The organism is Pedobacter chitinilyticus, from assembly GCF_003313385.1.
In the GTDB taxonomy this organism is placed as follows: Bacteria; Bacteroidota; Bacteroidia; order Sphingobacteriales; family Sphingobacteriaceae; genus Pedobacter; species Pedobacter chitinilyticus.
The window spans coordinates 586,348-611,271 of the sequence record NZ_QMHN01000003.1; the positions used below are offsets into that span (position 1 = coordinate 586,348).

General features: G+C 40.5%; 22 protein-coding genes and 1 tRNA gene. 18 read left to right on the forward strand and 5 right to left on the reverse strand.

The window, feature by feature from the left end; translation table 11 throughout:
* The first annotated feature begins 264 nt into the window (after positions 1 to 264).
* The 4 genes from DUT70_RS12695 to DUT70_RS12710 all read left to right on the forward strand — a co-directional run bounded on the left by DUT70_RS12695 (position 265) and on the right by DUT70_RS12710 (position 7,654).
* Positions 265 to 3,420, forward strand: coding sequence for a SusC/RagA family TonB-linked outer membrane protein (locus tag DUT70_RS12695; RefSeq protein WP_113647701.1), 3,156 nt, complete (start codon positions 265 to 267; stop codon positions 3,418 to 3,420).
* 11 nt (positions 3,421 to 3,431) lie between these two features.
* Positions 3,432 to 5,432, forward strand: a complete 2,001-nt coding sequence (locus DUT70_RS12700) for a SusD/RagB family nutrient-binding outer membrane lipoprotein (RefSeq protein ID WP_113647702.1) — start codon at positions 3,432 to 3,434, stop codon at positions 5,430 to 5,432.
* Between the two features lie 227 nt (positions 5,433 to 5,659).
* Positions 5,660 to 5,875 carry a hypothetical protein gene (locus tag DUT70_RS12705; RefSeq protein ID WP_113647703.1) on the forward strand — a complete coding sequence of 72 codons (216 nt, stop codon included), beginning with the start codon at positions 5,660 to 5,662 and terminating at the stop codon, positions 5,873 to 5,875.
* A 90-nt stretch (positions 5,876 to 5,965) separates the two neighbouring features.
* Positions 5,966 to 7,654 (forward strand): S41 family peptidase, encoded by a 1,689-nt coding sequence (locus DUT70_RS12710; RefSeq protein WP_113647751.1) that lies wholly within the window; start codon positions 5,966 to 5,968, stop codon positions 7,652 to 7,654.
* Between the two features lie 72 nt (positions 7,655 to 7,726).
* Here DUT70_RS12710 and DUT70_RS12715 read toward each other — a convergent pair whose 3' ends face one another.
* Complete coding sequence (locus DUT70_RS12715; RefSeq protein ID WP_113647704.1) at positions 7,727 to 8,053, reverse strand: 2Fe-2S iron-sulfur cluster-binding protein; 327 nt, start codon at positions 8,051 to 8,053, stop codon at positions 7,727 to 7,729.
* 20 nt (positions 8,054 to 8,073) lie between these two features.
* Entirely contained in the window at positions 8,074 to 9,084 is a 1,011-nt protein-coding gene (locus DUT70_RS12720; RefSeq protein ID WP_113647705.1) for an NAD(P)/FAD-dependent oxidoreductase, read from the reverse strand.
* 206 nt (positions 9,085 to 9,290) lie between these two features.
* On the opposite strand from DUT70_RS12720, the gene DUT70_RS12725 reads away from it, so the two are divergent.
* The 7 genes from DUT70_RS12725 to DUT70_RS12755 all read left to right on the forward strand — a co-directional run bounded on the left by DUT70_RS12725 (position 9,291) and on the right by DUT70_RS12755 (position 14,855).
* Positions 9,291 to 10,040: a UDP-2,3-diacylglucosamine diphosphatase gene (locus DUT70_RS12725; protein ID WP_113647706.1), complete on the forward strand. Its 750-nt coding sequence runs from the start codon at positions 9,291 to 9,293 to the stop codon at positions 10,038 to 10,040.
* Between the two features lie 18 nt (positions 10,041 to 10,058).
* Positions 10,059 to 10,865 carry an NHL repeat-containing protein gene (locus DUT70_RS12730; RefSeq protein ID WP_113647707.1) on the forward strand — a complete coding sequence of 269 codons (807 nt, stop codon included), beginning with the start codon at positions 10,059 to 10,061 and terminating at the stop codon, positions 10,863 to 10,865.
* Between the two features lie 196 nt (positions 10,866 to 11,061).
* On the forward strand, positions 11,062 to 12,135 hold the full coding sequence (gene prfA / locus DUT70_RS12735; RefSeq protein ID WP_113647708.1) for a peptide chain release factor 1: 1,074 nt from the start codon (positions 11,062 to 11,064) through the stop codon (positions 12,133 to 12,135).
* Positions 12,136 to 12,340: 205 nt separating this feature from the next.
* Positions 12,341 to 12,414: transfer RNA gene (locus DUT70_RS12740), tRNA-Asp, on the forward strand.
* Between the two features lie 263 nt (positions 12,415 to 12,677).
* On the forward strand, positions 12,678 to 13,619 hold the full coding sequence (locus DUT70_RS12745) for a hypothetical protein (protein WP_113647709.1): 942 nt from the start codon (positions 12,678 to 12,680) through the stop codon (positions 13,617 to 13,619).
* A gap of 5 nt (positions 13,620 to 13,624) precedes the next feature.
* Complete coding sequence (gene cysC / locus DUT70_RS12750; protein WP_113647710.1) at positions 13,625 to 14,161, forward strand: adenylyl-sulfate kinase; 537 nt, start codon at positions 13,625 to 13,627, stop codon at positions 14,159 to 14,161.
* Position 14,162: 1 nt separating this feature from the next.
* Positions 14,163 to 14,855 carry an aspartyl/asparaginyl beta-hydroxylase domain-containing protein gene (locus DUT70_RS12755; RefSeq protein ID WP_113647711.1) on the forward strand — a complete coding sequence of 231 codons (693 nt, stop codon included), beginning with the start codon at positions 14,163 to 14,165 and terminating at the stop codon, positions 14,853 to 14,855.
* A 9-nt stretch (positions 14,856 to 14,864) separates the two neighbouring features.
* Here DUT70_RS12755 and DUT70_RS12760 read toward each other — a convergent pair whose 3' ends face one another.
* On the reverse strand, positions 14,865 to 15,386 hold the full coding sequence (locus tag DUT70_RS12760) for a hypothetical protein (protein ID WP_113647712.1): 522 nt from the start codon (positions 15,384 to 15,386) through the stop codon (positions 14,865 to 14,867).
* An 86-nt stretch (positions 15,387 to 15,472) separates the two neighbouring features.
* Between DUT70_RS12760 and DUT70_RS12765 the strand changes: the two genes are divergently transcribed.
* Positions 15,473 to 16,420, forward strand: a complete 948-nt coding sequence (locus tag DUT70_RS12765; protein WP_113647713.1) for a phytanoyl-CoA dioxygenase family protein — start codon at positions 15,473 to 15,475, stop codon at positions 16,418 to 16,420.
* A gap of 20 nt (positions 16,421 to 16,440) precedes the next feature.
* Here DUT70_RS12765 and DUT70_RS12770 read toward each other — a convergent pair whose 3' ends face one another.
* Entirely contained in the window at positions 16,441 to 17,394 is a 954-nt protein-coding gene (locus DUT70_RS12770; protein WP_113647714.1) for a bifunctional UDP-sugar hydrolase/5'-nucleotidase, read from the reverse strand.
* A 271-nt stretch (positions 17,395 to 17,665) separates the two neighbouring features.
* Here DUT70_RS12770 and DUT70_RS12775 point away from each other — a divergent pair, with 271 nt between their 5' ends.
* From DUT70_RS12775 to DUT70_RS12795, 5 genes are read left to right on the forward strand one after another with little or no spacing between them, the layout of a single operon-like run.
* On the forward strand, positions 17,666 to 18,781 hold the full coding sequence (locus DUT70_RS12775) for an ABC transporter substrate-binding protein (protein ID WP_113647715.1): 1,116 nt from the start codon (positions 17,666 to 17,668) through the stop codon (positions 18,779 to 18,781).
* Positions 18,782 to 18,788: 7 nt separating this feature from the next.
* Positions 18,789 to 19,724 carry a methionyl-tRNA formyltransferase gene (locus tag DUT70_RS12780; RefSeq protein WP_113647716.1) on the forward strand — a complete coding sequence of 312 codons (936 nt, stop codon included), beginning with the start codon at positions 18,789 to 18,791 and terminating at the stop codon, positions 19,722 to 19,724.
* Positions 19,725 to 19,734: 10 nt separating this feature from the next.
* The gene (locus DUT70_RS12785) at positions 19,735 to 20,331 is read left to right on the forward strand and encodes a phage tail protein (RefSeq protein WP_113647717.1); all 597 of its coding nucleotides are present in this window, start codon (positions 19,735 to 19,737) and stop codon (positions 20,329 to 20,331) included.
* 10 nt (positions 20,332 to 20,341) lie between these two features.
* Positions 20,342 to 20,941, forward strand: coding sequence for a phage tail protein (locus DUT70_RS12790; RefSeq protein WP_113647718.1), 600 nt, complete (start codon positions 20,342 to 20,344; stop codon positions 20,939 to 20,941).
* Positions 20,910 to 21,554, forward strand: coding sequence for a phage tail protein (locus tag DUT70_RS12795; RefSeq protein WP_205529793.1), 645 nt, complete (start codon positions 20,910 to 20,912; stop codon positions 21,552 to 21,554). Before DUT70_RS12790 ends, DUT70_RS12795 begins: the two co-directional genes overlap by 32 nt.
* On the opposite strand, the gene DUT70_RS12800 is transcribed toward DUT70_RS12795, so the two are convergent.
* Complete coding sequence (locus DUT70_RS12800) at positions 21,551 to 22,555, reverse strand: SAM-dependent methyltransferase (protein ID WP_113647719.1); 1,005 nt, start codon at positions 22,553 to 22,555, stop codon at positions 21,551 to 21,553. The two genes, DUT70_RS12795 and DUT70_RS12800, sit on opposite strands and share 4 nt — an antisense overlap.
* A gap of 66 nt (positions 22,556 to 22,621) precedes the next feature.
* On the opposite strand from DUT70_RS12800, the gene DUT70_RS12805 reads away from it, so the two are divergent.
* The coding region (locus DUT70_RS12805; RefSeq protein WP_162926622.1) for a beta strand repeat-containing protein at positions 22,622 to 24,924 on the forward strand (2,303 nt) is incomplete at its 3' end.

Sequence of the window (24,924 nt, forward strand, 5' to 3'; positions counted from 1 at the left end):
AAGTTAAAATACTAATATCTATTTAATATTCAAATAGTTATTTGTTTTTTGTGTGCCGAATGAGAAATAGCATTTAATGATTTCTTTACCATGACGCTCAAAGCTAAAACCGCAAAAAGGTTAATATCCTCGTTGAATTATGCATAGCTGAACACATTTTCCTTATATTTACTATAATAAGAGTATAAACTGAATTATTATCGTAGAGATTGATAGTAGGTTTTTACGAATGCGATTAATTATTAACTATTAACTAAACAGTTCATGAAAAAAGGATTACTTACGCTAATCCTGTGCTCGTTCTTTTTAGCCATTCAGACAATGGCTCAACAAAAGACGATTACTGGAAAGGTAACTTCTGCAGATGATGGGATGCCAATACCTGGAGCATCCGTAAAAATCAAGGGAACAAACAATGGAACTCAAACAAGCACCGGTGGAACTTATTCCATCGTGGCTAAGCAGGGAGATGTACTACAGTTTATTTATTTAGGGATGAAAACCTCCGAAAAGGTGGTGGGTGCTTCGGATGTCATAGATATCGCTCTAGCCTCTGATAGCCAAGCTTTAGGCGAAGTGGTTGTCACGGCATTAGGTATCAAAAAAGAGAAAAGGGCAGTTGGATATGCCGTATCTGATTTAAATGCAGATGAATTAATGAAGAACAAAAATACCAACGTTGTCAATTCATTAGTGGGAAAAGTTCCAGGGGTTAACATAACGCAATTTGGTGGATCAGCTGGCGCTGGGGCTTCTATTACTATTCGAGGAGGTACCTCTTCTGCTGAGGGAAGGCAGAATCAGCCGTTATTTGTTGTCGACGGGATTATCTATGATAATACAACCTCAAGTACAGGTAATACTGGAACTGATGGATTATCCCGTAGTAATACCACTTATTCCAACAGGGTAATGGACATTAACCCTGAAGACATTGAAAATTTGTCAGTGTTAAAAGGTGCGGCAGCTGCTGCACTATATGGTTCAAGAGCGGCTGATGGAGCAATCATCATTACCACTAAAAGGGGTTCGGAGGGATCTGTGAGTGTTAACTATGCTACTAGATTAAGTACTTCTTGGGCAAATAAATTACCCGAAGTTCAAAGAGAATTTGGTGTAGGTGCTTATGCGGTAAATGGCACTTTCGATGATGCGAATTCTTACAGTTCGTGGGGTAAGAAATTAACATCTGCCAATACTACTTATGATAACATAGGAACTTTCTTTCAAAATGCAAATGTTTTCGATAACAACATCAATGTTTCTGGAGGATCAAAAAACGGAACCTTCTTTTTATCCGCATCTAATTTTGACCAATCTGGTATTGTTCCTAATACTGGTTACAATAAAACAACTTTTCGTTTAAATGGTCAGCAAAAATATGGGAAGCTAACCATTGATGCTAATGTTGCCTATTCTATTGCCGATATGGACAGAACCTTAACCACCTCTGGATTGTATGGTGGAGGCGGCGTTGGAAGTATGGGTTCATTATATAATTGGCCAACAGTTTTTGATATTAAAAATTATATCAATATTGATGGAAGCCAATATCGCCCTTACGCAGCAACCTTAGATTTGCAAAGTGATATGGATAATCCATATTGGATCATCAACCAAAATGAATTGACCTCTAAAACCAAACGTATTACTGGAGGTATCAACGCCAACTATAACATCACCAAATGGTGGGATTTGACCGCTCGTTTAGGTTATGATCAGCACGTTACTGATGATTATACCTACATTTCGCCAGGATCCGCAGTTGCACCTTTGTATCAAAATGGTCGTTTAAGCAAAAATGATGCGGAGTACTCATTTTTGAGTACGATGGTAATGAATAACTTCCATAAAAAGTTTGGCGACTTCGAAACCCATTTAATGGTGGGGGCTACTACTGAGGATATGAATAGATTTACCCAAAACCATTGGGGATATGGTTTCATTACAGCAGGAACCATTAGTTTAAATAACATAGCCAATACCAACAAGTTTTTTACTGATAGGACAACAAGACTGCGTCTAGTAGGTGTTTTTGGTGAAGCTGGAGTTTCTTACAAAAACATGGCTTACTTAACCGTTACCCAACGTAATGATTGGTCGTCGAGTTTGCCAGTTGATAATTATTCCTATTCTTATCCATCTGTAAGTGGATCGATGGTGTTTACAGAATTAATGCCTAAAAATAATATCCTTACTTACGGTAAAGTGAGGGCGAGCTGGGCACAAGCGGGCAAGGCTACTGATCCTTATGAGACTGCAACTTACACCAATCCTCCTTATATTATTGGGTCGAACACAGCTGTAGGAAATCAATGGGCTGCTGGTAACCCCGTTATCAAGCCCGAAATCCAAACTTCTTGGGAAGTAGGTGGAGAGTTCAGGTTCCTAAAAGGAAGAATTGGATTAGATTACACCTATTACTATAGTAAAACTAAAAATCAAATTGCAAAGCCACGTTTGTCAAATGCAGGGGGATTTATTTTTAGTTCATTAAATACGGGTTCCGTAATTAATAAGGGTATGGAAATTTCTTTGAGTGGCAAACCAATTGATCAAAAAGATTTTACTTGGGATGTAATGCTGAATTTTTCTTATAACAAAGGTAGATTGGGAGAATTTTTGCCAGGAGTATCTTACTTCTATCCAACAGATGCCCAATTTGGAACGGTAAAGGCAGCTTCGATTCCTAATGGTGGTTTTTTCCTTGGCATGACAGGTCAATCTTACTATCGTGAATTAGATGGCAATGGTAACGAAATTCCTGGCGGACGTTACCAAGTTGATCCAACTACGGGCTTATATAGGATAAATAATAATAACCCAATTGTAGGTAATCGTGAACCAAGTTTTATCGGAGGGATTAATAACACTTTTCGTTATAAAAAACTATCCCTATCGGTATTGTTAGATATTCGAAAAGGCGGAGCAATATTTAACGGTACTGAGTATGCTTTAGTTTCAAATGGCTTAAGTAACAGAACTTTGCTTAATGACAGACAATCGGTAACGGTAACTGGTGTAAACAGCACCACAGGTGCAGAGTTTAACCAAACCTACGAAGCTGGTAAAACTTATACCATAGGCAGTACTACCGTTGCCGGTACAGCAATGATTCAACGCTATTGGGCAAATTATGCAGCTAATTCATATAATTTTATTACAAATGTTAATTGGTTAAAAATAAGGTCTGTGACCTTGTCTTATGATTTTGGCAGCTTAGTTAAGCAAGTTAAATTTATTAAAGGTTTGTCTGCTACTGCGGTAGGCACCAACTTATTAACCTGGACAAACTATAAAGGCATGGATCCAGAAGTAAGTGCTGCAGGTGGAACTGGTGGGGCAGGCTCAACAGGTATAGATTATTTGGGGGTTCCAGCCGTAGCTACTTTTACATTTGGATTAAATGTTAGATTTTAATAAGACAGCTCATGAAAAAGAATAAAAATATTAAAAATATAATGCTAGCCTTTGCGCTAGTAGCTGGTTTAACATCTTGTAAAAAATGGTTAGATGTTAATGTAGATAAAGATAATCCAAATAACCAGAGCGTATTAGTGGAAAATAGATTGCCTTGGATACAGCATTTTTACATGTACTCTGCTGGGGTTGCCAATTTTCGTACGGCTGCTCAGGCGGGCGTATATTACAGTAACAGTGCCAACACCAACTCTGTAACCACTACTTGGAAGCCTGCGGCTGGCCTTACTACAACACCTTACCAAACCTTTTTTGTATCTGTTTCATCTAATCTTACTGATATGTATGACATGGCTAAAAGTAAAGGTGCATATCATTATATGGCTGCAGCTAATGTATTTCATGCTTTGGGTTTTATGCAGATGTTAGATCTTTATGGTGAAATGCCTTATACTGATGCAACCTATGGTAATCCAAGTCCTAAATACGACAAAGGTAGAACCATTTATAACGGATGTATGGCCAAATTAAATGAGGCGATTAGCTTGCTTAATAAAACCCAAGAAGTAGGAGCATCAGCTTTGGCGTCTGGTGATATGATGCACAAAGGAAATGTAGACAAATGGATTAAATTGTGCTGGGGCTTAAAAGCTAGATATATGCTGAAGTTATCGAAGAAATCAGATTTATACAATGCTGATTCAATATTGTATTGTTTGGCAAGAGGGCCACAGTCTAATGCGGATAATGCTATCCTGCCTGGTCTTAATAACAGTATGGTTGTAGATTATTTAATTGGCGATCCTGTGGTGACTAATGGAAATTTCAATTATGCAGCATATGGAAATAATCAACGTATTTCTCAATTCTATTATAATTTATTGACAAATATGCGTGGTTCGGGCATTGTAGATCCTCGGATGACCAAGATTGTGCCGGCAATGATGACGAATGTAAAATTAGATGGTAATGGTAGAGTTCAAAGCTATGATTGGACACGATCTATAGGGGTTGATTCGTATGGACCGTCTACCAGATTGTTAAAGTCTACCGCAACTTCAATAGCCTTGCCATCTTTTGCAAAAGCAAATACAAATATTACGTATACAATTGCGAATGCAGCTGATCGTGCAACCTTCATAGCAGATCTTGCTGCAAAAGGAAAAACTTATACCGTTTCAGGAAACAATGTGACTGTAACTTATAAAGCCGGTTCAATGTATATCAATAGTACTAACTATATATTGGCAGGAGATACTACTTATGTAAATTTAAGGAGCAATGCTATTGCTACATCAGGTATTGCGGCACAGCCTGAAAGTAATGTAAATTGGTATGCTAATGTTGATGCGTTTACTGCGGGTGTGGTAGGTTCGACAGGCTCATTCCAAACACGTCCAGTTTCTGATTTTGAGGTTTTAACCTATCATGAGATGTGTTTTATCGAAGCGGAAGTACAGATGCGTAAGGGAGCTACAGGTCCTGCTCATTTAGCTTATAAAAGAGGAGTTGAAGCCCATATCAATATGATGCAAGCTAAGTTGACTGAATGGCAAGGGGTTTATGGAACTACTAACCCAGATATGAAGCCAATGAGTCAATCTGATATTACAAACTATTTAGCAAGTGCAGCAGTGGCTCAAAATGCTGGAGATTTAACCATGCGAGATATTATGTTGCAAAAATATGTTGCAATGGGATGCAGTCTTGAAAATTGGAACGATATGCGTCGTTTTAATTATAGTGCAGGTAATATTGGTGGTTTTGGTGTGGTATACCCTGGGTACGATAGAGGGCCTTTATTTACAGGTACAGCAGAGTTAACTGGAGGCGCAAAAACAGATCCAAAATATTGGATGCGTCGTTGGAGGCTACCAGCTACTTTAGAATTGCAGTATAACTCCGCAAATGCTCTTGCTGTAAATCCGAATGTAAATCAATTATTTATATGGTCGTTACCCGTTTGGTGGGATTGCGCTACCGATCAGGAATACGAGAGTTATCTGAAATAAATTTTGAGATAATCAATGAAAGGCTGCCCAATGATGAATTGCGGTGGCCTTTCGTTTTAAATTTTGTTCTTTTTCGCTTGCGAGTACGACGTTGTTAAGTTGCCATGATTTTTTAAATCCAAATAGTCATTTATCTCTTAATATTGCATTAAAAACGTTTCTTCAGCGTTGTAAATTCGTTATGATAGTCTTTTGTTTTTTATATCTTTGCCCAAAACCCTTAACCCATGGCAAGTTTTACCCTTACAACTGAGAGCTGGAACAAAGTAAAAACAAAGTTTTTAAGGAAATATCGTGAGTTGGCTGCAGTAGAAATTCCATTCACTCCAGGACAGGAAGATCAACTTGTGCAACAACTAGCTAAATTGGTGAACAGGGACAATGCTTACATTGAGTTTACCATTCGTAAAGCTTTAGCCGATCCTGACGGAAATAGGCTTTAGGCATTTCTATTTTATTCTTTTTTAGTAAATTTACTTTCCGTACTCTTTTTGGCAATAAGTTTAAAAGAGCGCTATTTAAAAATTGGCGATATGAAGAAAGTAAAAATAGCACTATTGTGCACTGTCCTAGCCGTTACCTCACTTACCCTTGCCTTTAAGGAAGACCTATTTCAGGTATCCAAAAACTTGGATGTATTTGCATCCTTATATAAAGAGATCAACATCAATTATGTAGAGGAAACCAATGCTGGCGAACTGATGAAAAACGGCATTGATGCGATGCTGGGCAGTTTAGATCCCTATACGGAATACGTTCCCGAAACGGAAATTGAAGACTACAAATTAAAGTACGTAAGCACTCAATATGGTGGTATTGGAGCGGGTACCTTAACCATTGACGGAAAACTTTTCGTAAATGAAGTGAGCGAAGGCTATCCCTCGCAAAAAGCAGATATACGTCCAGGAGATCAGATTGTAAAAATCAATGGAGTAGAAACTACTGGAAAGCAAAGAGCTCAAATTAGCCAATTGTTGAGAGGCCCAAAAGGAACGCCTGTTAGCCTTACTTTGTTGAGGGATGGTGCTGTCATTAATAAATCACTGGTAAGAGAAGAAATTAAACAGCCTAATGTTTCCTACTCGGGCATGTTGGATGAGCAAGTGGGATATATCCGTTTAGATAAGTTTTTAGAGAACTCTGGACAAGAAGTAAAGGATGCCCTAGAAAACATCATGAAACAAAAGCCTAAGGGCCTTATTCTAGATTTGCGTAATAATGGGGGTGGTATCCTGCAAGAGGCGGTTAAAATCGTTAACCTTTTTGTCGATAAAAATGTGTTGGTCGTAAGCCAAAAAGGCCGTAACCCAGAGAAGAGTGCGACTTACAAAACCATAGCTCCTGCCATGGCACCTAATTTGCCATTAGTTGTTTTAACTAATAGCGCTTCAGCTTCGGCATCGGAGATTGTGGCGGGCGCCCTGCAAGACTTAGATAGAGCCATTGTAGTAGGTCAGCGAAGCTACGGCAAGGGTTTGGTTCAGCAAACCTTTAATTTGCCTTACAACAGCTTAGTAAAGGTTACCGTAGCAAAATACTACACACCATCTGGCCGCTGCATTCAAGCATTGGATTATGCGCATAAAAAGCAAGATGGCACAGTGGGTAAATTTGCCGATAGCACCTTAAAGGCTTATGGTACTAAAGCGGGCAGAACCGTTTACGATGGCAATGGTATTTTTCCAGATGTAGTGGTAGACCCTGTAAAATACAGCCCAGTAACTTTAACCTTGTTCAATAAAAACTTATTCTTTGATTATGCCAATGAGTTTAAAAAAGCAAATAAAGTGGCTAGTGCAAAAGACTTCCAAATTAATGATGCCCAGTATGCCCAGTTTGTGGCTTCATTGGCCAATAAGGATTACAGTTACACCTCTAAATCAGAACGCTTGTTGAGCGACCTAAAAGCGGAAGCAGAAAGAGAAAATAAAACAGCGGCTGTGAAAGCAGATTTGGAGGCCTTGAAGGTGAAAATGACTGGGGCTAAAAAAGATGATTTGACAAACCATAAGACAGAAATTAAAAGAGCCTTGGAAACACAAATTATCAGCCGTTATTTTCACGAAAAAGGAAGGATTGAGCAATCATTTCAATACGATAAAGAGATTGCCAAGGCCAAATCGTTATTTAATAACCAAAACCAAATGTTGGCTATTTTAAAAGGCGACGGCACTTATAAAACGATTGGTAGCGCTAAGCTTTCGGTAGACGAAGAGAATTAATGTTTTAAAAGCATATAAAAAAAGGAGTCCCGAACGTTCGGGACTCCTTTTTTTATATCAGCATGAATTTAACTAGTAATCCATGGCGTGTAATCTTACTTTTAAGCCTTCCATTTCAGGTTTTAATTGAATTTGACAGGCTAGCCTTGAATTAGGTAAAAGGTCAGGCAAAGTGTCTAGCATGGCGTATTCATCATCGCTCATTTCGTTAAGCTTGTCTTCTCCCTCAAGCACGTCCACACAGCAGGTTGCACATAAAGCCATGCCTCCACAGGTTGCCAATACATCGTATTCGCTGGCTTTTAAAAACTCCATTAGGCTAAGGCCCATGTCTGTAGGGGCAACCAAATCAGCTACATTCCCTTCTCTGTCTTCAACGGTGATATTGATATCGCTCATCTTATTGCTCAATATAATTCTTAAAACTCACTCACACCATTTACGGTGGTATATTTCATCGTGTATTTCACCCCAGGGTTCATGTACTGGTAAGCACTGTGGCTCATTAATGCGGCTTCGTGGAAACCACATAAAATCAGCTTTAACTTATTGGTGTAAGTGTTGATGTCGCCAATAGCGTAAACCCCTGGAACATTGGTTGAGTAGTCATCAACATTTACTTCAATAGCGCTTTTGCTAATGTTAAGTCCCCATTGCTCAATTGGTCCCAACTTAGGACTTAAACCAAACAAAGGAATTAAGTGGTCGGCTTCAACACTAATGGTTTCCATGGTTTTGTTATGGATGATTTCAACCGTTTCCAATTTACCTTCGCCATGTACGGCGTTTAGGTTGCTATTCAAAATCAAATTGATTTTACCTTTTTCGGCCAATTCCATTACTTTGGCAACTGAATCTGGAGCGCCTCTAAAGGCTTCGCTACGGTGTAGCAAGGTTAATTCGCTGCAAATTTCAGCTAGGAAAATAGTCCAGTCTAAGGCCGAGTCGCCACCGCCAGCAATCACCATCTTTTGGTCACGGTATTTTTCTGGATCTAAGATCATGTAGTTTACACCACGACCGTTCTCAAATTTTTCTAATCCGGCAACAGCAGGCTTTCGAGGCTCGAAACATCCCAAACCACCAGCAATTACCACTACTTTGGCTTCAATTACGGTGCCCATGTTAGTGGTTAATACGAAATCGCCTTCGCCTCTTTTTTCCAGCCCTTCAATACGCTCACCAAGGGTAAAACCAGGATGGAAAGGCTTGGCTTGCTCCATCAAATTGTCAATCAGTTCTTGTGCCAATACTGACGGGAAACCTGGAATATCGTAAATAGGTTTTTTAGGGTATATTTCTGATAGCTGACCGCCAACCTGTGGTAAGTAGTCAATTAAATGGCAGCGCATCTTCAACAAACCCGCTTCAAAAATTGCAAACAAACCAACTGGCCCAGCGCCTATAATAGCTATATCAGTAGAGATCATATTCTTAAAAATTTGTGCAAAAGTACAAAATTAAGTTTTAAATAACGGCACTTATTTAGATGAATTCTAGATAGAAAGTGAAAAAATCTACTAAATCTATCGGAATTGCATTGTAACGGCCATTTATATTTAGTTTTCTCAAAGAAACGAAGTATTATTGGCAAAACTTAATTATTACTTAAAACTAAGCTATCTTTGAAATTTAGATGACCAAGAACATATATTTCGCATCAGATTTTCATTTAGGATCGCCTAATTACGAGGAGAGTAGGCTACGTGAGGACCGCATTGTAAAATGGCTGGATTGGATTACGCCTACTTGCAGCGAGCTGTTTTTAATGGGTGATGTGTTTGATTTTTGGTTTGAATACAAATATGTAGTGCCTAAGGGATTTGTAAGGTTGCAGGGCAAGTTGGCGAAAATGGCTGATAGCGGCATTAAAATCTATTTTTTTAAGGGCAATCACGATATGTGGGTAAAGGACTATTTCACCAAGGAGATAGGGATGCAGATTGTGAACGATGAATTGGTGATTGAACGTAATGGCAAGAAGTTCTACCTGCATCATGGGGATGGCCTAGGGCCTGGCGATAAGAAATATAAGTTTTTAAGGAAGGTTTTTAGAAATCCTGTTTGCCAGTGGTTGTTTGGTATTTTGCCTGCCAGTATAGGTATGGGCATTGCCAACGGTTGGTCGGCGCATAGCAGGGCGGCCAGTAAAACGGAAGAGGTTTTTTTAGGGGAGGAGAAAGAGTGGTTGGCCGTATATGCTAAAGAGCAACTGGAAAAGCAGCATTTTGATTATTTTGTGTTTGGACATAGGCATTTACCTTTAGAGATAAAGCTAAGTGATCGAAGTACTTACGTTAATATTGGTGAGTGGTTAAATTACCAATCGTACGGGTTGTTTGACGGTGAGCAGCTGAGGTTGGAGTATTTTACCCCTAATCCCTAAAGGGAGATTGAAGCAGTCATGAAAAGGTTAATTGTTTTATTGCTTAATTGTTTTATTGTTTTGCTGCTGGATAGTGGCTTGGCACGAGCGCAATTGAAACAAGTAGCGAAAATAGATACGGTTGCAAAAGCTGTTTATGCGGATAATTTGGACAATGTTTACCTGCTTTCGGGCAGGGACGAGCTTTTGAAATATGACGCTAAGGGAGTATTGAAATGGCGCTACAGTAACAATCGTTTTGGTAAATTGTACAGCGTAGATGTTTCGGACCCGTTGAGGGTGGTGCTTTTTTATACCGATTTTCAGCAGGTAGTGGTACTGAACAATAACCTGAATGAGATTACCAGCTATTCTTTTGCAAAAAATGGTAATTTGTTGGTATCGGCAGTGGCTTCTGGGAATAATAATAGTTTGTGGATTTTTGATAGGGCCAGTAATGTATTGGTTAAATTGAGCAGCAATTTTACGGAGGACATACGTTCGCCCAACCTTTTTCAATTGTTTGATGAGGCGGTTGATGTGAAGAAATTAGCGGCTTCGGACCAGTATGTATTTTTGCAACGTCGCAACAATGGCATATTGCAATTTGACAGGTTTGGTGGCTATTTGAGGGAACTGCCCATTGATAGTTTGACCGATTTTAACATTACGAGTAATATAATTGCTTACGTGAGCGACCATACCTTGGTGAAATACCATCCTGTTTCGTTCGAACAATCTAAACAGCAACTACCTGTTAGTGCCCCCATTAAGCAAGTGGCGGTAGGCAACAAATTAATTGCGGTGTTAACCGAAAAAGCCGTATTTTTGCTGTCCGATAATTAAAGCATGTGATTTATTGCATTGTTTTTGGTTAAATAAACCCGATTGAAGCGGTTGTACTTTTGGCTTGGGTAAACCTCATAGGTTTGCTGGGCATGTGGCGGAGAAAACCTATGAGGTTTGTGTGGGGCGCAAAAGACAAGAGTGGAAAGCGGGGCTTGCTTTGATTGTTGTTGGATATTGATTTTCTTAAAAATATATGTTAGATAAGTTAGAAGCCATTAAGTTGCGCTGGGAAGATGTGGAGGAGCAGTTGAGCAATCCTGACGTGATACAGGATATGAAGCGTTTTGCGGCGTTGAATAAAGAGTATAAAGACCTCACCAAAATTGTGGAAGAGTACAAGGTGTACAAAAACGTAATGAGCAATATTGAGGCAAACAAAGATATTTTGAACAATGAGAAGGATCCTGAGATGAGGGAAATGGCGAAGGAGGAGCAGGATTTGTTATTGGTGCAGCAGGAGGAAATGGAGGAACGCATTAGGTTGATGTTGATTCCAAAGGACCCTGAGGATGCCAAGAATGCAGTATTTGAAATTCGTGGAGGTACAGGTGGTGATGAGGCGGCACTTTTTGCTGGCGATTTGTACCGTATGTATACGCGTTATTTTGACACCAAGGGCTGGAAGGTTGAGGTGATGGACGTAACGGAGGGTACGGCTGGTGGTTATAAAGAGGTGATTTTGAAAGTAAGTGGCGATGATGTTTACGGTACACTGAAATATGAAAGTGGTGTGCACCGTGTACAACGTGTGCCTGATACGGAAACTCAGGGTAGGGTACATACTTCGGCGGCTTCGGTGGCGGTATTGCCAGAGGCTGAGGAGATTGATTTTTACCTAAATCCTGCTGATATTGATTTGCAGACTTCGCGCTCTGGTGGTGCTGGTGGACAGAACGTAAACAAGGTAGAGACGAAGGTGCAGTTAACGCACAGGCCGTCGGGTATTGTAGTGGTGTGCCAGGTGGAACGTTCGCAGTTGGCCAATCGTGAACTGGCGATGGAGATGTTACGTTCGAAGTTGTATGACTTGGAGGTACAGAAGAAGCATGGCGATATTGCAGCGAAGCGTAAAACGATGGTGTCTACAGGTGATAGATCGGCTAAAATCAGAACGTACAATTATCCTCAGGGCCGTGTAACGGATCACCGTATTGGTTTAACGTTGTACAACCTACCAGCTATTGTTGATGGAGATATTCAGGAGCTGATTGATAAGCTTCAGTTTGCGGAGAATGCCGAAAAAATGAAAGATGGCGCTGTAAGTTAGGACTACTTTTGTTAATTTATACGAAGCCTCGATATTTGTGTCGAGGCTTTTTGTTTGTTACGAAGTAGCTTTTAATAAATAAACAATTGTAAATGAGGTGTTTTTTGTTTGGTGTTAAATTATTTTTAAATTTTGTTGAATAAATGAAATATTCGCTCTATATTTGCATCACCAAAACGGAAAACGCTTGTTTAACGTTGCGAACGGTTCGGTAGTTCAGCTGGTTAGAATGCCGCCCTGTCACGGCGGAGGTCGCGGGTTCGAGTCCCGTCCGGACCGCAAAAAAGCTTCAACAGAAATGTTGGAGCTTTTTGCTTTTATAGGGCTTTTGTTTTTTCTCGCAATCTGTTATTTTTATATGTACGCAACTTTGGTTCTTGTGCTTGAGATTTTGTGTAAGATGACTTGAGCTGTATTAATAGTTGCTTAGTAGTATCTATATTATAACTATCTTCCTTTTTTGCTGCGGGTAAAACTTTTCGTGATAGCTTAACCTTACATTTACAATCCAATAAAAATAATTAGCTTTAAAAAACTAATTTATGAATGTAGTTTCTCCTTTAGCCAATTGGATTCCTTATCGCTTAGAATATATAGACCAGGATTGGTTGGTGCATTGGCTATATCTTGGCGACAAGCGGATGGATGATCCTTTTTTTGACGAGACCATACGTTATTGTAGATCGAAGCAAAGAAGAGTGTCGAGGTTTGAGAGCAGCAGTGGTGCCGCATTGCTTAAGGCTAATGATATGACGGCGCTCAAACCAAAGGCATTTGTTTTTCACGTTTCCAGATGCGGATCTACATTATTAAGTCAGGCATTTGCGCAATCTGAAAGCTGTATCAGTATTTCGGAAGCACCTTTACTGGATGAAATTCTAAGGTCTAATGAGCATGATCCTAGTGTTAGTAATGCACAACGTGAGGAGTGGTTTAAAGCAGCATTGAGCTGGATGGGACAGTTAAGAACAGGTAGGGAATCTTCCTATATCATTAAGCTCGACAGCTGGCACATTCATTTTTATGGCTTGCTGCGTGAATGGTTTCCAGAGGTTCCTTTTTTCTTCCTAACTCGGCGCCCGGCGGAGGTTTTAGCTTCACACAAAAAAATGAAGGGGATCCATATGGTTCCTGGATTGGTGGACCCATTGCTTTTGAAAATGAAAGGATGGGATGGCGAGGCTGTTAAATGGGATTTTAATCTCTTTGCTGCTGGAGTATTGATGCATTACTACACTGAATTACGGGGAATTTTGGAGCTTGGCTCTAGATTTAATCGCTTTTTTGATTATAGCGAAGGTGCTAAGGAAATGCTGGAATCTTTTAGTGAGTTTACGGGAATTGAGCTGGAAACGAAAATGTATGAACGGTTAAAGTTCCACAGTAAATCAGCGGGCCTTACTTTTGATACTGAGCCTAAAGTGGAAGATGTTTCAACAGTGGCTTGTCGGGAAGCTTATAAGGAATTTATTAACGCCATCTAATTTTTATGGGATTGATCTTTCAATTTTGTGGGCTTTCGGGGGCAGGAAAAACAACGCTGGCCAATGCGCTGTCTGATGAGTTGCAGGCTAAAGGGTATCGAGTGAAGGTGATTGATGGAGATGTTTACCGGCAGACTTTATGTAAGGACTTGGGGTTTAGTCGGGCAGATCGGATCGAAAATGTAAGTAGACTGGGTATTTACGCGGCATCTTTGCGTGAGGAGTTTGACTTTATATTTATTGCGGTGATCAATCCTTATGAGGAAGGTAGGGAAGTAGTTAGACGTAGCTGCTGCGCCAAGCTGGTTTGGATAAAATGTGAAATTGAGATACTGATCAATAGAGATACCAAGGGACTTTATCATAAGGCATTGCTCCCAGACGGTCATCCAGATAAAATCTATAACCTTACGGGTTTGAATGATGTTTTTGAAATACCTGTTGCTGCGGATCTGGTTATCGATACCGATTTGCTAAGTATTGAAGACAGTTTGCTTACTGCTATTGATTTTATAGTTGGCGATTTAATGTTAGATTTATAATATGGCTTCTTCTCATTTAAAATTAGCGCTGACTTATGATGTGCAGCAACTCCGTCGGGAGCTAAAACATTGTTTGGGTAAACAATGGCCATTGCATTTTAATAATTTTGATTACGAGGGCGATTGGAGAAGTATTTCTCTGCGTTCGGCAAGTGGCAATATGGATGATATTTTCGCACATTCTGGAGATATGAGTTATGTGGATACGCCGTTAATGGCTGAAGTAGATTATATCAGGTCTGTTGTAGATTCTTGGAAATGTGAAAAAGAGTCGGTTCGTTTATTGGCGCTTTCGCCTGGGAGCGTCATCAAGCCACACAAAGATCGAGGATGTTCTTATCTGGATGGAAGCTTTAGAATCCATATTCCCATTCTGACTAATAAATCGGTGCTTTTTACGGTTGATGGAAAGGAATTATTTTTGGATGAAGGAACCTGTTGGTATATGGATTTTGGTAAGACGCACCATATTGAAAATAGGGGGGAGACGAACCGAGTTCATTTGATTATGGATTGTATTAGAAATGAATGGACCGATGCTCTTTTTGCTAAAAATGCTTACGATTTTGAACTAGATCCAGTAGAAAAAGAGCAGGAAAAAGCAACTAGAGCATTGATGATAGCGGAACTGGAAAAAATGGATACCGATGTGGCCAGGACATTGATTGCCCAAATGAAAAATGAAAAAGTTTAAAGACTTATATTACTTTAAGCAAATCCAGCTTACCATATATGGGAACGGACGAACACCAAGCCGCTTGGCGTTTTGCTCATCATAGGCCATTTCATAATATTGCAACATGGGCAGTCCTATCACCCGACCTTGTTCAAAATTATCAATCAGATTTTGACTGCCTCCTTTGTACCCGTGTTCATGGAAAACGACACTGGCGGGAATCTTCAAGTGCAGGGCTGCTGCATAACTCCAAGCTAACGTCATTAACTCGGCAGACCGATGTGTATCGGTATCAGGCAATTTTCCGTCCAATTCACACCTAATGGAATGTGGTAAGGTAGCCAAGTGGCCAGCTTCATGTAAAATGTCGCCAGGATATAATATGCGCTCAGGATCAATACTTAATCCACCATTTCTAATGTGTATTCCAGGAAGAAATCCTGGTTCTTCTTCAGCGGCAAATCTTATGGTTAATCCTATTTCTTGTAGAAAGTTAACCAAAAGCGTAATTAGCCTTTCCTTTTCTTCCGCGATTGATGTAGCTTGCAATTCTAATTTAATGACTGGGGTTTGTAAATTAAATATAGTTAGATTTAAATCAATTTACTGTTTAAAAATGCAATAGGCCTTAAAAAATGAAATCAAACGCTTTTCTACAGGTTTTTTACGAAATCCATCAAGCTAAAAAACAGCGTGACCTCACGCCAAAATATCTAAATTTTGATACAACTGAGGATATTTTTTTATCTGTTTACGAGTTGGGAAAATATGAAACGTATTTTTTTCTTTATGCAGAATGTACCAATTTTGATCATTTCCAAGCCTGGCTAAGGGAGCTTAAAGGGGTTGATTTTTTAGCGCAGGCCGCATGCCAATTTAGCGAGTGGTTAAATCGGCAAAAAACAGCGGATCTAGTACCTAAATATAAACTGTTGAATAAAGCCCAATTTCAATTTTGGGAAGAGCAGGGATACTTGAGGATTAGTGATCTTGTTGAGCCTGCACTTTGCGAAGAGGTAAAAGCGTTAATATGTAGACATATGGGCCTTAGTCTAACTGATCCGAATTCTTGGTATAAATCTCATCCTGACTGGCATGGGCTTATGCTGCAGCTTTATCAGGATGAAAGTATAGAAGCCATCAGAAAACATCCCAATGTTTATCAGCTGTTTTCCGAGCTTTATGGTAGCCAGGATATCATTGCAAATACTGAAAAGGTTAGTTTTAATCCGCCAGTTACCGACAGATGGGAATTTAGCGCAGGAGCGTTGCACTGGGATATCGATATCAATAAACCTATTGAGTATTATATACAAGGGCTGATTTACCTGGATGACGTTCCTGAAGACCGAGGGCCATTAAGTGTGGTGCCAGGAGTGCACTTGGAATTTGACGAATGGATCAAGGCTTATCCAGCATTTGATGAGGCGCATGAGGTGATGCGAAGGCAAATGAAAGCAGTGCCTGTTCCAGGGAAAAAGGGTGATATTATTGTATGGCGTCATACCCTTCCACATGCGGCCAGTGCAAATTATTCTTCCTTGCCCAGGTTTGTGCAATACCTTAGCTTTACGAAACTGTAACGTCTGCGGCTGTTTTTTACTTAGCTGTTGCGTTTCTGGGCCATAGATAGTTTTCCGAGTACCAAGTGCGCATCGGTAGATTGTTCTCTGTGGCTTAAACCTGCAATAAGGTATTTATGATGGAAATCATTTTTACGATTAAAGGCATCAAAACCAAAAGTTGTTTTGCCTAAAATCATGCCATTTTCGCCAGCTTGGCTTAAGGCTACATCACGTTTACTTTTATTTCTTAAGACCATTGCACCATGCAAAACTTTGTTTTGATGGCCACCAGCTATAAAATCAATATGTTCAGATGCTTCGGCTAATCCTTTACTGCTATAGCCATCGGTTTCAAATCCTAAATGAGATAAGCAGATCACAAAATGGCAGCTCAGTTTATTTTTAAGGTAGTTGGCGGTTTTGTTGGCTGCTTGGTAAGGATTTTTAAATTCTACACCTGGTATATTTAAGGAAGCGCCCACGCCAGTGATGCCAATTTTTAAGTTTTTATTTTTAAGAATGATATAGGGTTTTACGCTAGAAGATAATCTGGCGTTGCTAAAAGTGTAATTGCAATTAACTAAAGGGAAATTCATTTGCGGAAGTAGCTCTGCGAAAGCTTCTTGGCCCTTGGCCAGTTCATTTGCGCCTATGGTTACGGCGTGATAGCCGATCTTGTTCATTAAATAGATGGTACGCTCCTTTTGGTTCTTGTCCGCTTTAGCAGCTAGGAAATTACCTGCATCAACAGTTAAGCCAGCTGTTTGCTGTGTTTTGATCAGTTCCACAATGTTTTTAATTCCTCCGTAACCATCGTTGCTACTTTCAATCTTGCCATTTAGGTCGTTAGTTTGAAAGATAGTCATGCCTTCGCTGCTGAGCGAATTGATTTTTTTAGTGATTCCAGCTAAAGCGCCCAATTGACCACTAAACAAAGCTGCACTAGTAAGGATACCTGATTTTTTTAGAAAAGATCGTCTGGCTTGAGTCATACATTAAATAATTTAGATAGAGTAATGTTAAATAAAAGTTCGTAAACGTACAACTTTTATGAATATTATATTTTTATATCAGTAAAAAAAGTCCTAAAAACGTATAATTATTTTTTTTAGTATAATTATTTGGAATTGAATATAATGTTTTACTACATTTATTGCAGTATTAAAAGGTGCGCAAGTTGTGCCATCTTTTTTGAGAGGCAAATCGCGATATAGGTTTGCGGTATTGAGAACAAATTATCAAACTAAATATAGCGCTCATCATATGAAGAAATTAACCGTTGGTTTACTGCTTCCTGTATCTACCATTATTCCGATGGGAAAAGATTTTGAACAGGGATTGAAGCAGGCAATTAATGACCAGGTTGATCAGCATGAGTGGGAGATCGAACTCATTCCAGAATTTATAGGCCAGGGCAGCAGATCAAGGGTAGAAGAATCTATTGACAAGCTCTTTTCCTATCACCAAGCGGATGTGGTTACAGGCATTGTTTCGAACGCGGTCGGAATGGCTTTGGCTCCTAAATTCGAACGCTACAAAAAGCCCTTCATCATGAATAATATTGGAGAGCATATACCCAACCCAGAATCATTTAATCCCTACGTTTTCATCAATTCTATCCATACTTGGCAGCAGATCTGGTCACTTGGTCACTGGGCGGTTAAAACTTTTGGCAATAAGGGGATGTTTGTAGCCAGTGTTTATGATGCAGGCTATTCCTTTACCAATATGCTGACGCTTGGAATGGAAGCTGCGGATAAGGATAGCACCATGCCTTTTTCTATTGCACAAATTACACCAGGCGCAAAAACTGCTGATCCCAGAACTGTATTTGAGCATATCGAAATGTTTAAACCAGATTTTGTTTTTAGTGCGTTTTGCGGAGAGGAAGCCACTGCTTTTCAGGAAGCTTATGCGGGTTCTGCCGTTAAAAATATCCCGTTGCTTGCTTTACCTTTCCTGCTTCAGAATTTTGATGCGAAAGATCATGAGCTGGAGATTTACACCGCATTAAGTAGCGCCGAGTTAATTCCTACAGTAGAAAGTGCTGCCTTACAGGATCAGACTTTTTATCAACTGGGTAAGGAAACAGGAATGATACTTGCCGAAGCGCTAGAAATAAAGGGGATTGGAGATTTACTTGAAGCACTGAATCAGGTGAAAGTCAATTCTGATCGTGGGACTTTGCATATTGACGCACAAACACCAGGGAAGAATAATCAGGTTTACTTGGTGAAAAATACACACTTGGGAAATAGAGACAACATCAAGAGAGAGATTGTCCGTAAGCTAGAAAAAGTGGATATTAACGACAAAGCATTGAGCGATTCGCTTCAGCAGATTTCGTCGGGCTGGGAAAATCCTTATTTAGGCATATAATGATGACATGGGCAGTATGAAAATAGCGGTGGTTTGCAATTCAGATACTTTGGCTATCCCTTCTATCCGATTGTTGAAGGAGCAGCATTTCCTTGTGGGGGTTGGTATTCCTGAAATGAATAGTGCTGTTTTGCTGAATTCACTGCAGACTATTGGTATAATGCCTGATTCTATAACGATTTTTCCTACTGTTTCTTGGCGGGAAAGTATGGAGAATTGGTTACATCAGCTGAATGCAGATGCTGTATTTGTGATTGCATTTCCCTGGAAAATACCTGCATCCATATTGAGTATCCCTTCAAAAGGTTTTTTCAATTTTCATTTCGGAGTATTGCCCAAGTATAAAGGGGCAGATCCTATTTTCTGGCAAATCCGTAACATGGAAAGCCATGGCGGCTTGTTTATCCATAAAATGAACGCTGAGATTGATGGTGGTCCAATTGTATGGCAGAAGGAAATGGCCATTATTCCTGGAGAAACTTATACCATGCATTGTACACGCATAGGTTATGAGGCTGTTGAAGAGCTTAAGCTTTTATTGGATCACATGGACAGAGATGTGCTTCGCGGAAAAATCCAGACAGCACACGAAGGATTATATTATAAAAAGCCAGATACAGGGCAGCTCAAAATAGATTGGGTTAAACAATCGGCCCGTGAAATTGAATATCTTGTGAATGCCTGCAACCAGAAATATGGCGGTGCATCCACGTTCTTGAGAAACAGAGAGATGCGGATATTGGAAGTGAGCCCTGTAGATATGCCCCCTATACCTGAGCAGCTACCAGGAACGGTGGTTCATGCGGATGCGCTGTATGGTCTCGTGATTGCGTGCAAGGGACAGGAATTTTTAAAAATCAATGTAGTTCATATGCAGGAAGGTTATTTGTCTGGAGCAAAGCTTTTTAGTATGGGCATTGGAATAGGAGAACAATTAATTTAAATAAAGAATTATGCAAGATGGAACGATTTCGGAAATCCGCATGTTTGCCGCAGATTTTGAACCAAAATATTGGGCATTTTGTCGTGGACAGTTATTGTCTATCAATCAAAATCAGGCGCTTTTTGCACTTTTGGGCACTACCTTTGGCGGAAATGGCACAACCAATTTCGCGCTTCCAGACCTAAGAAGCAGGGTTGCTATAGGTACAGGCATTGGTGGAAATGGTGTAAGCAACTGGGTAGCTGGTCAAATTGGGGGAGCGGAAACACACATGCTCGTGTCGAATGAGATGCCGCAACATACGCACGCCAGTAATTTATCGGGCTCAGGTAAATTGTCGGTAAGTTCTGCAGCAGCAAGTTTGACTACTCCAGTAACTGGATCAACGATAGCGAGCCCGATTAAAGCAACAGGAAGATCATCTACCCAGCTGTTAGGTTTTAATAATTCCCAACCAAATGTTGCCTTGAGTAGCGCTTCATTAAACGGACAGCTGACGGTAACAAATGCTGTAACGGGATCAAATACAGCACATAGTAACATGCAACCTTATTTGGGCATGAATTATATCATTTGTATGATGGGAATATTTCCATCAAGAAATTAATCAAGGTATTATGGAAGGTAATTTAGGAGAGATTCGACACTTTGCTGGTAATTTTGCTCCCGTAGGTTGGAGTTTTTGCTGGGGCCAACAGATGTCCATCTCAGAATATTCGGCTTTATATGCTCTTATCGGTACTACTTATGGCGGAGATGGCGTGAACAGCTTTAATCTACCAGATTTCAGAGGTAGGGTCGCTGTAGGCACTGGGCAAGGTCCAGGGCTATCAACAACTGTACTTGGCGCGACTGCAGGGGCTGAAACTGTAACGCTGACGCAGGCAAATTTACCTGCTCATACCCATCTTGTTACGAGCCCACCGATCAATCCTACAGTGTCGGTTAATAGTGCGCAGGCAAGCGAACATACACCTATCGCTAATACATCTATTGCATCGGCAGGGTATAAAAATGCAGAAAATACTTTTATACCTAACCTAGGGTTTAATACAGCAACTCCAGCGGTGGAGCTAAACCCGGGAACAGTTGATTTGACTACACTTACGGTAAACAATACAATCGCAGGGGGGTCTTTGCCGCATAATAATATGCAGCCTTACTTAGCGGTTAATTTTATCATTTGTGTTCAAGGAATTTTTCCATCAAGAAACTAATTTAGAACTCATCAATATGGACGGAACTATAGGGGAAATTAGAATAATTGCTGCCAATTTTGCACCTCGAAATTGGGCATTTTGCCAAGGTCAGACAATACCAATCCAAAATAATACTGCTTTATTTGCAATTATCGGTACCACATTTGGAGGGAACGGCGCCACTAACTATATGCTGCCAAATTTCAGTGGCAGAGTAGCTTTAGGGGTAGGGCAAAGGCCTGGCGGCAGCAATTATGTTTGGGGCCAGGTTGGTGGAGAAGAAACACATACCCTAGTCACCACTGAAATGCCTGCACATACTCACGCTGGCACTATATCCAGCGGGCCTGTAAGGTTAATGGTTAGTGCCGATGACTCCACGTTGGCTGTAGCTAGTGCGGGCTCAGTCATTTCTGCACCAGGTTATTTGGTTACTGGCGGCTTAGCAAAAACACTTGGTTTTAACAATGCTACACCAAATACCGTATTACATCCAGATTCAATTAAGGCGAATAATACATCAATGACTTTGGCAACCGCGGGCGGCATTAGTGCGCACAATAATATGCAGCCATTTCTGGCATTGAACCATATCATTTGCATGTATGGTACTTTTCCATCTAGAAATTAGTCTGCTAATTGATAGGACCAAGAAGGTAGTTCGGCAAAATTATAAATAAAGCTGATGCGAGCATTAGAAGGTAAATTTAAGATTGAAACTAAACAATAAGGATTGGTGATGAGGGACTCGGATAATCCTAGTTCCAGTGTTTTAAATATTTTGACATGGGTAAATAAACAAATGTCGGGACTAGATTTTTGAAATACGGGAATTTGGTACCAGGCACTGCGATATTCCTGATTGGAAAAAGACGAAGACTGTGCTGAGCTTTTGTTTAACGAAAATAGCTGAGCGATTAGTGTGCGCTCAGGAGTTACTGGAAGTAAAGGGGTTGAGGTATTGGAAAGGAAAGGCTCGTTAGAAAAAGAGCTGATTACTGCTTCTACAGTCACTTCTTCGGGGATAAATATCCCGCCATTGGCTAATTGAGGGGCGAGGTTTCTGGTAATCGCAACTTGCGGTTCAGTAAGCAGCGCATGAAACATGGTCTCGGAAATGACCAGGTGGAGATTGGCACTAGGATAACGATACGAGATGGCATTTTGGACTGAAATGCTATCCACAAAGGGTAAAAGATGAAGTGTGGTAAAAAGTTCTTTGACGAATTTAACAGATTCCGGATGAATATCGATCAGGGTGACCTGTAACTGATCCGTCTTAAACAAAGGCAGAACAGGTAATAGGATAGTGGCAAATGGACCACAACCTGCATAGAGGATATTTATTTTTTCACCAGGAAAACGAAGGAGTAGTTCCTGGATCGACAGATAGACGCCTTTAATAAAACGAGCAGTTCTATAGTAGTCCTGTAAGCAATCTGCGGCATGATCAAATGAGAGGGCTATACCGCCATTAAGTACTATTTCTGTTTGATCAGATGGTTGAGGTATGCGGTTGGATCGGAAAGTTAAAAAAAAATCAGAGAGCAATTTGATAGCAGACACCTCTTCTTCGGGTGTTTGAGATTGTAGAATAGTTTTGGTAATGGCGCTAAGCTTTGAGACAGTCATTTTGGTATGAATATGAGCATCACAATATATAGATAAAAATATTTAAATTAACTAATTACAAGGCATATGAAAATAAAATTACTTGTATTGTTTCTTACCCTCTGCGCGCCTTTTTGGGTTAGCGCTCAGTTTACAGAAACATTTGAAAGTACCAGCGTAAATGGTGCCACTTCATTTAGCAGTAACAGCCAAACTTTTAACATCACAACGTTAACAGGCGGTAGCACTTTAAAGGTGCAACACGCTTTTGTAGGCTTTGGCTGGAGCGGAACAGCTGCCGATGATAAATTCATCGATAATGATGGAACCGCAAATACCTTGGCTGCCAGTTTCGAAATATCTAGTGCCACCGCTTTCAGGGTGAATAGCTTTTGGATATACTTGGCAGACATTTCGAATAATTTGAATGTTACCGGAACACTAACTATTACAGGATCTTATAATGGCGTTACCCAATTTACAGCAACTACTTCATCTACTACCTTTAATAATAAAAGTGCTGCACAGAATAACGGCTTTACTTTAATTGACCTTTCTACTTTCGGAGGAGCTAATAATGCGGTGAAAAATGTCGACGCCATTACTATTTCTACTGGTGGAAATTTCAATTATATAGCGATTGATGCTTTCACCTGGTCGGGCCCTTTAGCACCTGCATTTACGACGAATCCCTCTGGTGTTGCAATTTGTCCAGGCCTGAACACCAGTTTTTCAGTAAGTACCACCAATGCCTATGCCTATCAGTGGCAAGTAAATACAGGCAGTGGTTTTACGGATATTACGAATGGAGGAGTATATAGCGGTGCCACCACAACAACGTTAGCGATCACTGGTGCTACAGCTGGTATGAATGCTTATCAATACCGTTGTGTTGCTACTGGAGTTCCTTCATTTGTGCCAGCCAATTCAAATGCTGCCACTTTAACGATAAATCCTAGCCCTTCTATTACCACTCAACCCAGTAATGTGTCTATTAATAATGGTGGTAATACCACTATCACCGCACAAGCGTCCAACGCAACTGGGTATCAATGGCAATTAGATAATGGCGGCGGTTTTAACAATCTGGCAAATACGGCTCCTTATTCGGGGGTAACCACTACTACATTAACGATCACGAATGCCACACTTGGTATGAATGGTTATATTTATCGCTTAGTCGCAACAGGTGGTTGTGCGCCAGCGGCAAATTCTAATGGTGCTACATTAACGGTAACCAATGCTATCGTTAGCACTTCAGGTAGTTTGGGGAACATATCTACTACTTACGGAACAAGTTCTTCTTCCCAACAGTTCAATGTTTCGGGAACGAATTTAACTGCAGGAATTCTAGTTACGCCACCAGCAGGTTTTGAAGTGAGTACCGACAATACCATTTTCCACTCGACGGTTTCCGTTGGTGCGGCAGGAAATGTGGCTTCGACACCTATCTATGTTAGGTTAAGCAGTACAGCCCCAGTGGGTTCTTATTCTGGAAATATCCAATTGACCAGTACAGGTGCTTCAACAGTAAATGTATCAACCACTACTAATGGTGCTAATACGGTAAGTGGTGCGCCAATTACCATTACTGCTAATAATGCAAGTAAAACCTACGGTCAGGCACTGACAACCACAACGGGTTCTTCAGCTTTTACACTGAGCAGTGGAAGTTTGAAAAACGGAAATACATTAAGTACAGTAACCATTAGTTATACTGGTGGTGCTGCAGCCAATGCTGCTGCAACAACTTATACAGGGGTAATCACGCCATCGGCTTTAACTGGTGCTAATGGATTCTTGGCGAGCAATTATACTATTACTTATGTGGGCGGGAATTTGACTGTAAATCCAGCGTCACTTACCATTACGGCAAACAACGTGAATAAGACCTATGGGCAAACCTTGACAGGTGCTGCTGGCTCTACCGCTTTTACGTCAAGTGGACTAGTGAATAGTGAAACGATCGGCAGTGTAACCTTGGCCTATGGAGCTGGTGCTGCTGCAACCGATGCAGTGAATACCTATACGGGGCAGGTGACTCCAAGTGCGGCTACGGGTGGCACGTTTACTGCCTCCAACTATACCATCAGCTATGCTGCTGGCGATATCATTGTTGGTGCCAAGGCACTGACCATTACGGCGAACAACGTGAACAAGACCTATGGACAGACTTTGACTGGTGCTGCTGGATCTACCGCTTTTACATCAAGTGGATTGGCGAATAGTGAAACGATCGGCAGTGTAACCTTAGTCTACGGTTCGGGTGCTGCTGCAACAGCTGGGGTGAATACCTATACGGGGCAGGTGACTCCAAGTGCTGCTACGGGTGGTTCGTTTACCGCCTCCAACTATACCATCAGCTATGTGGGTGGCGATATCATTGTTGG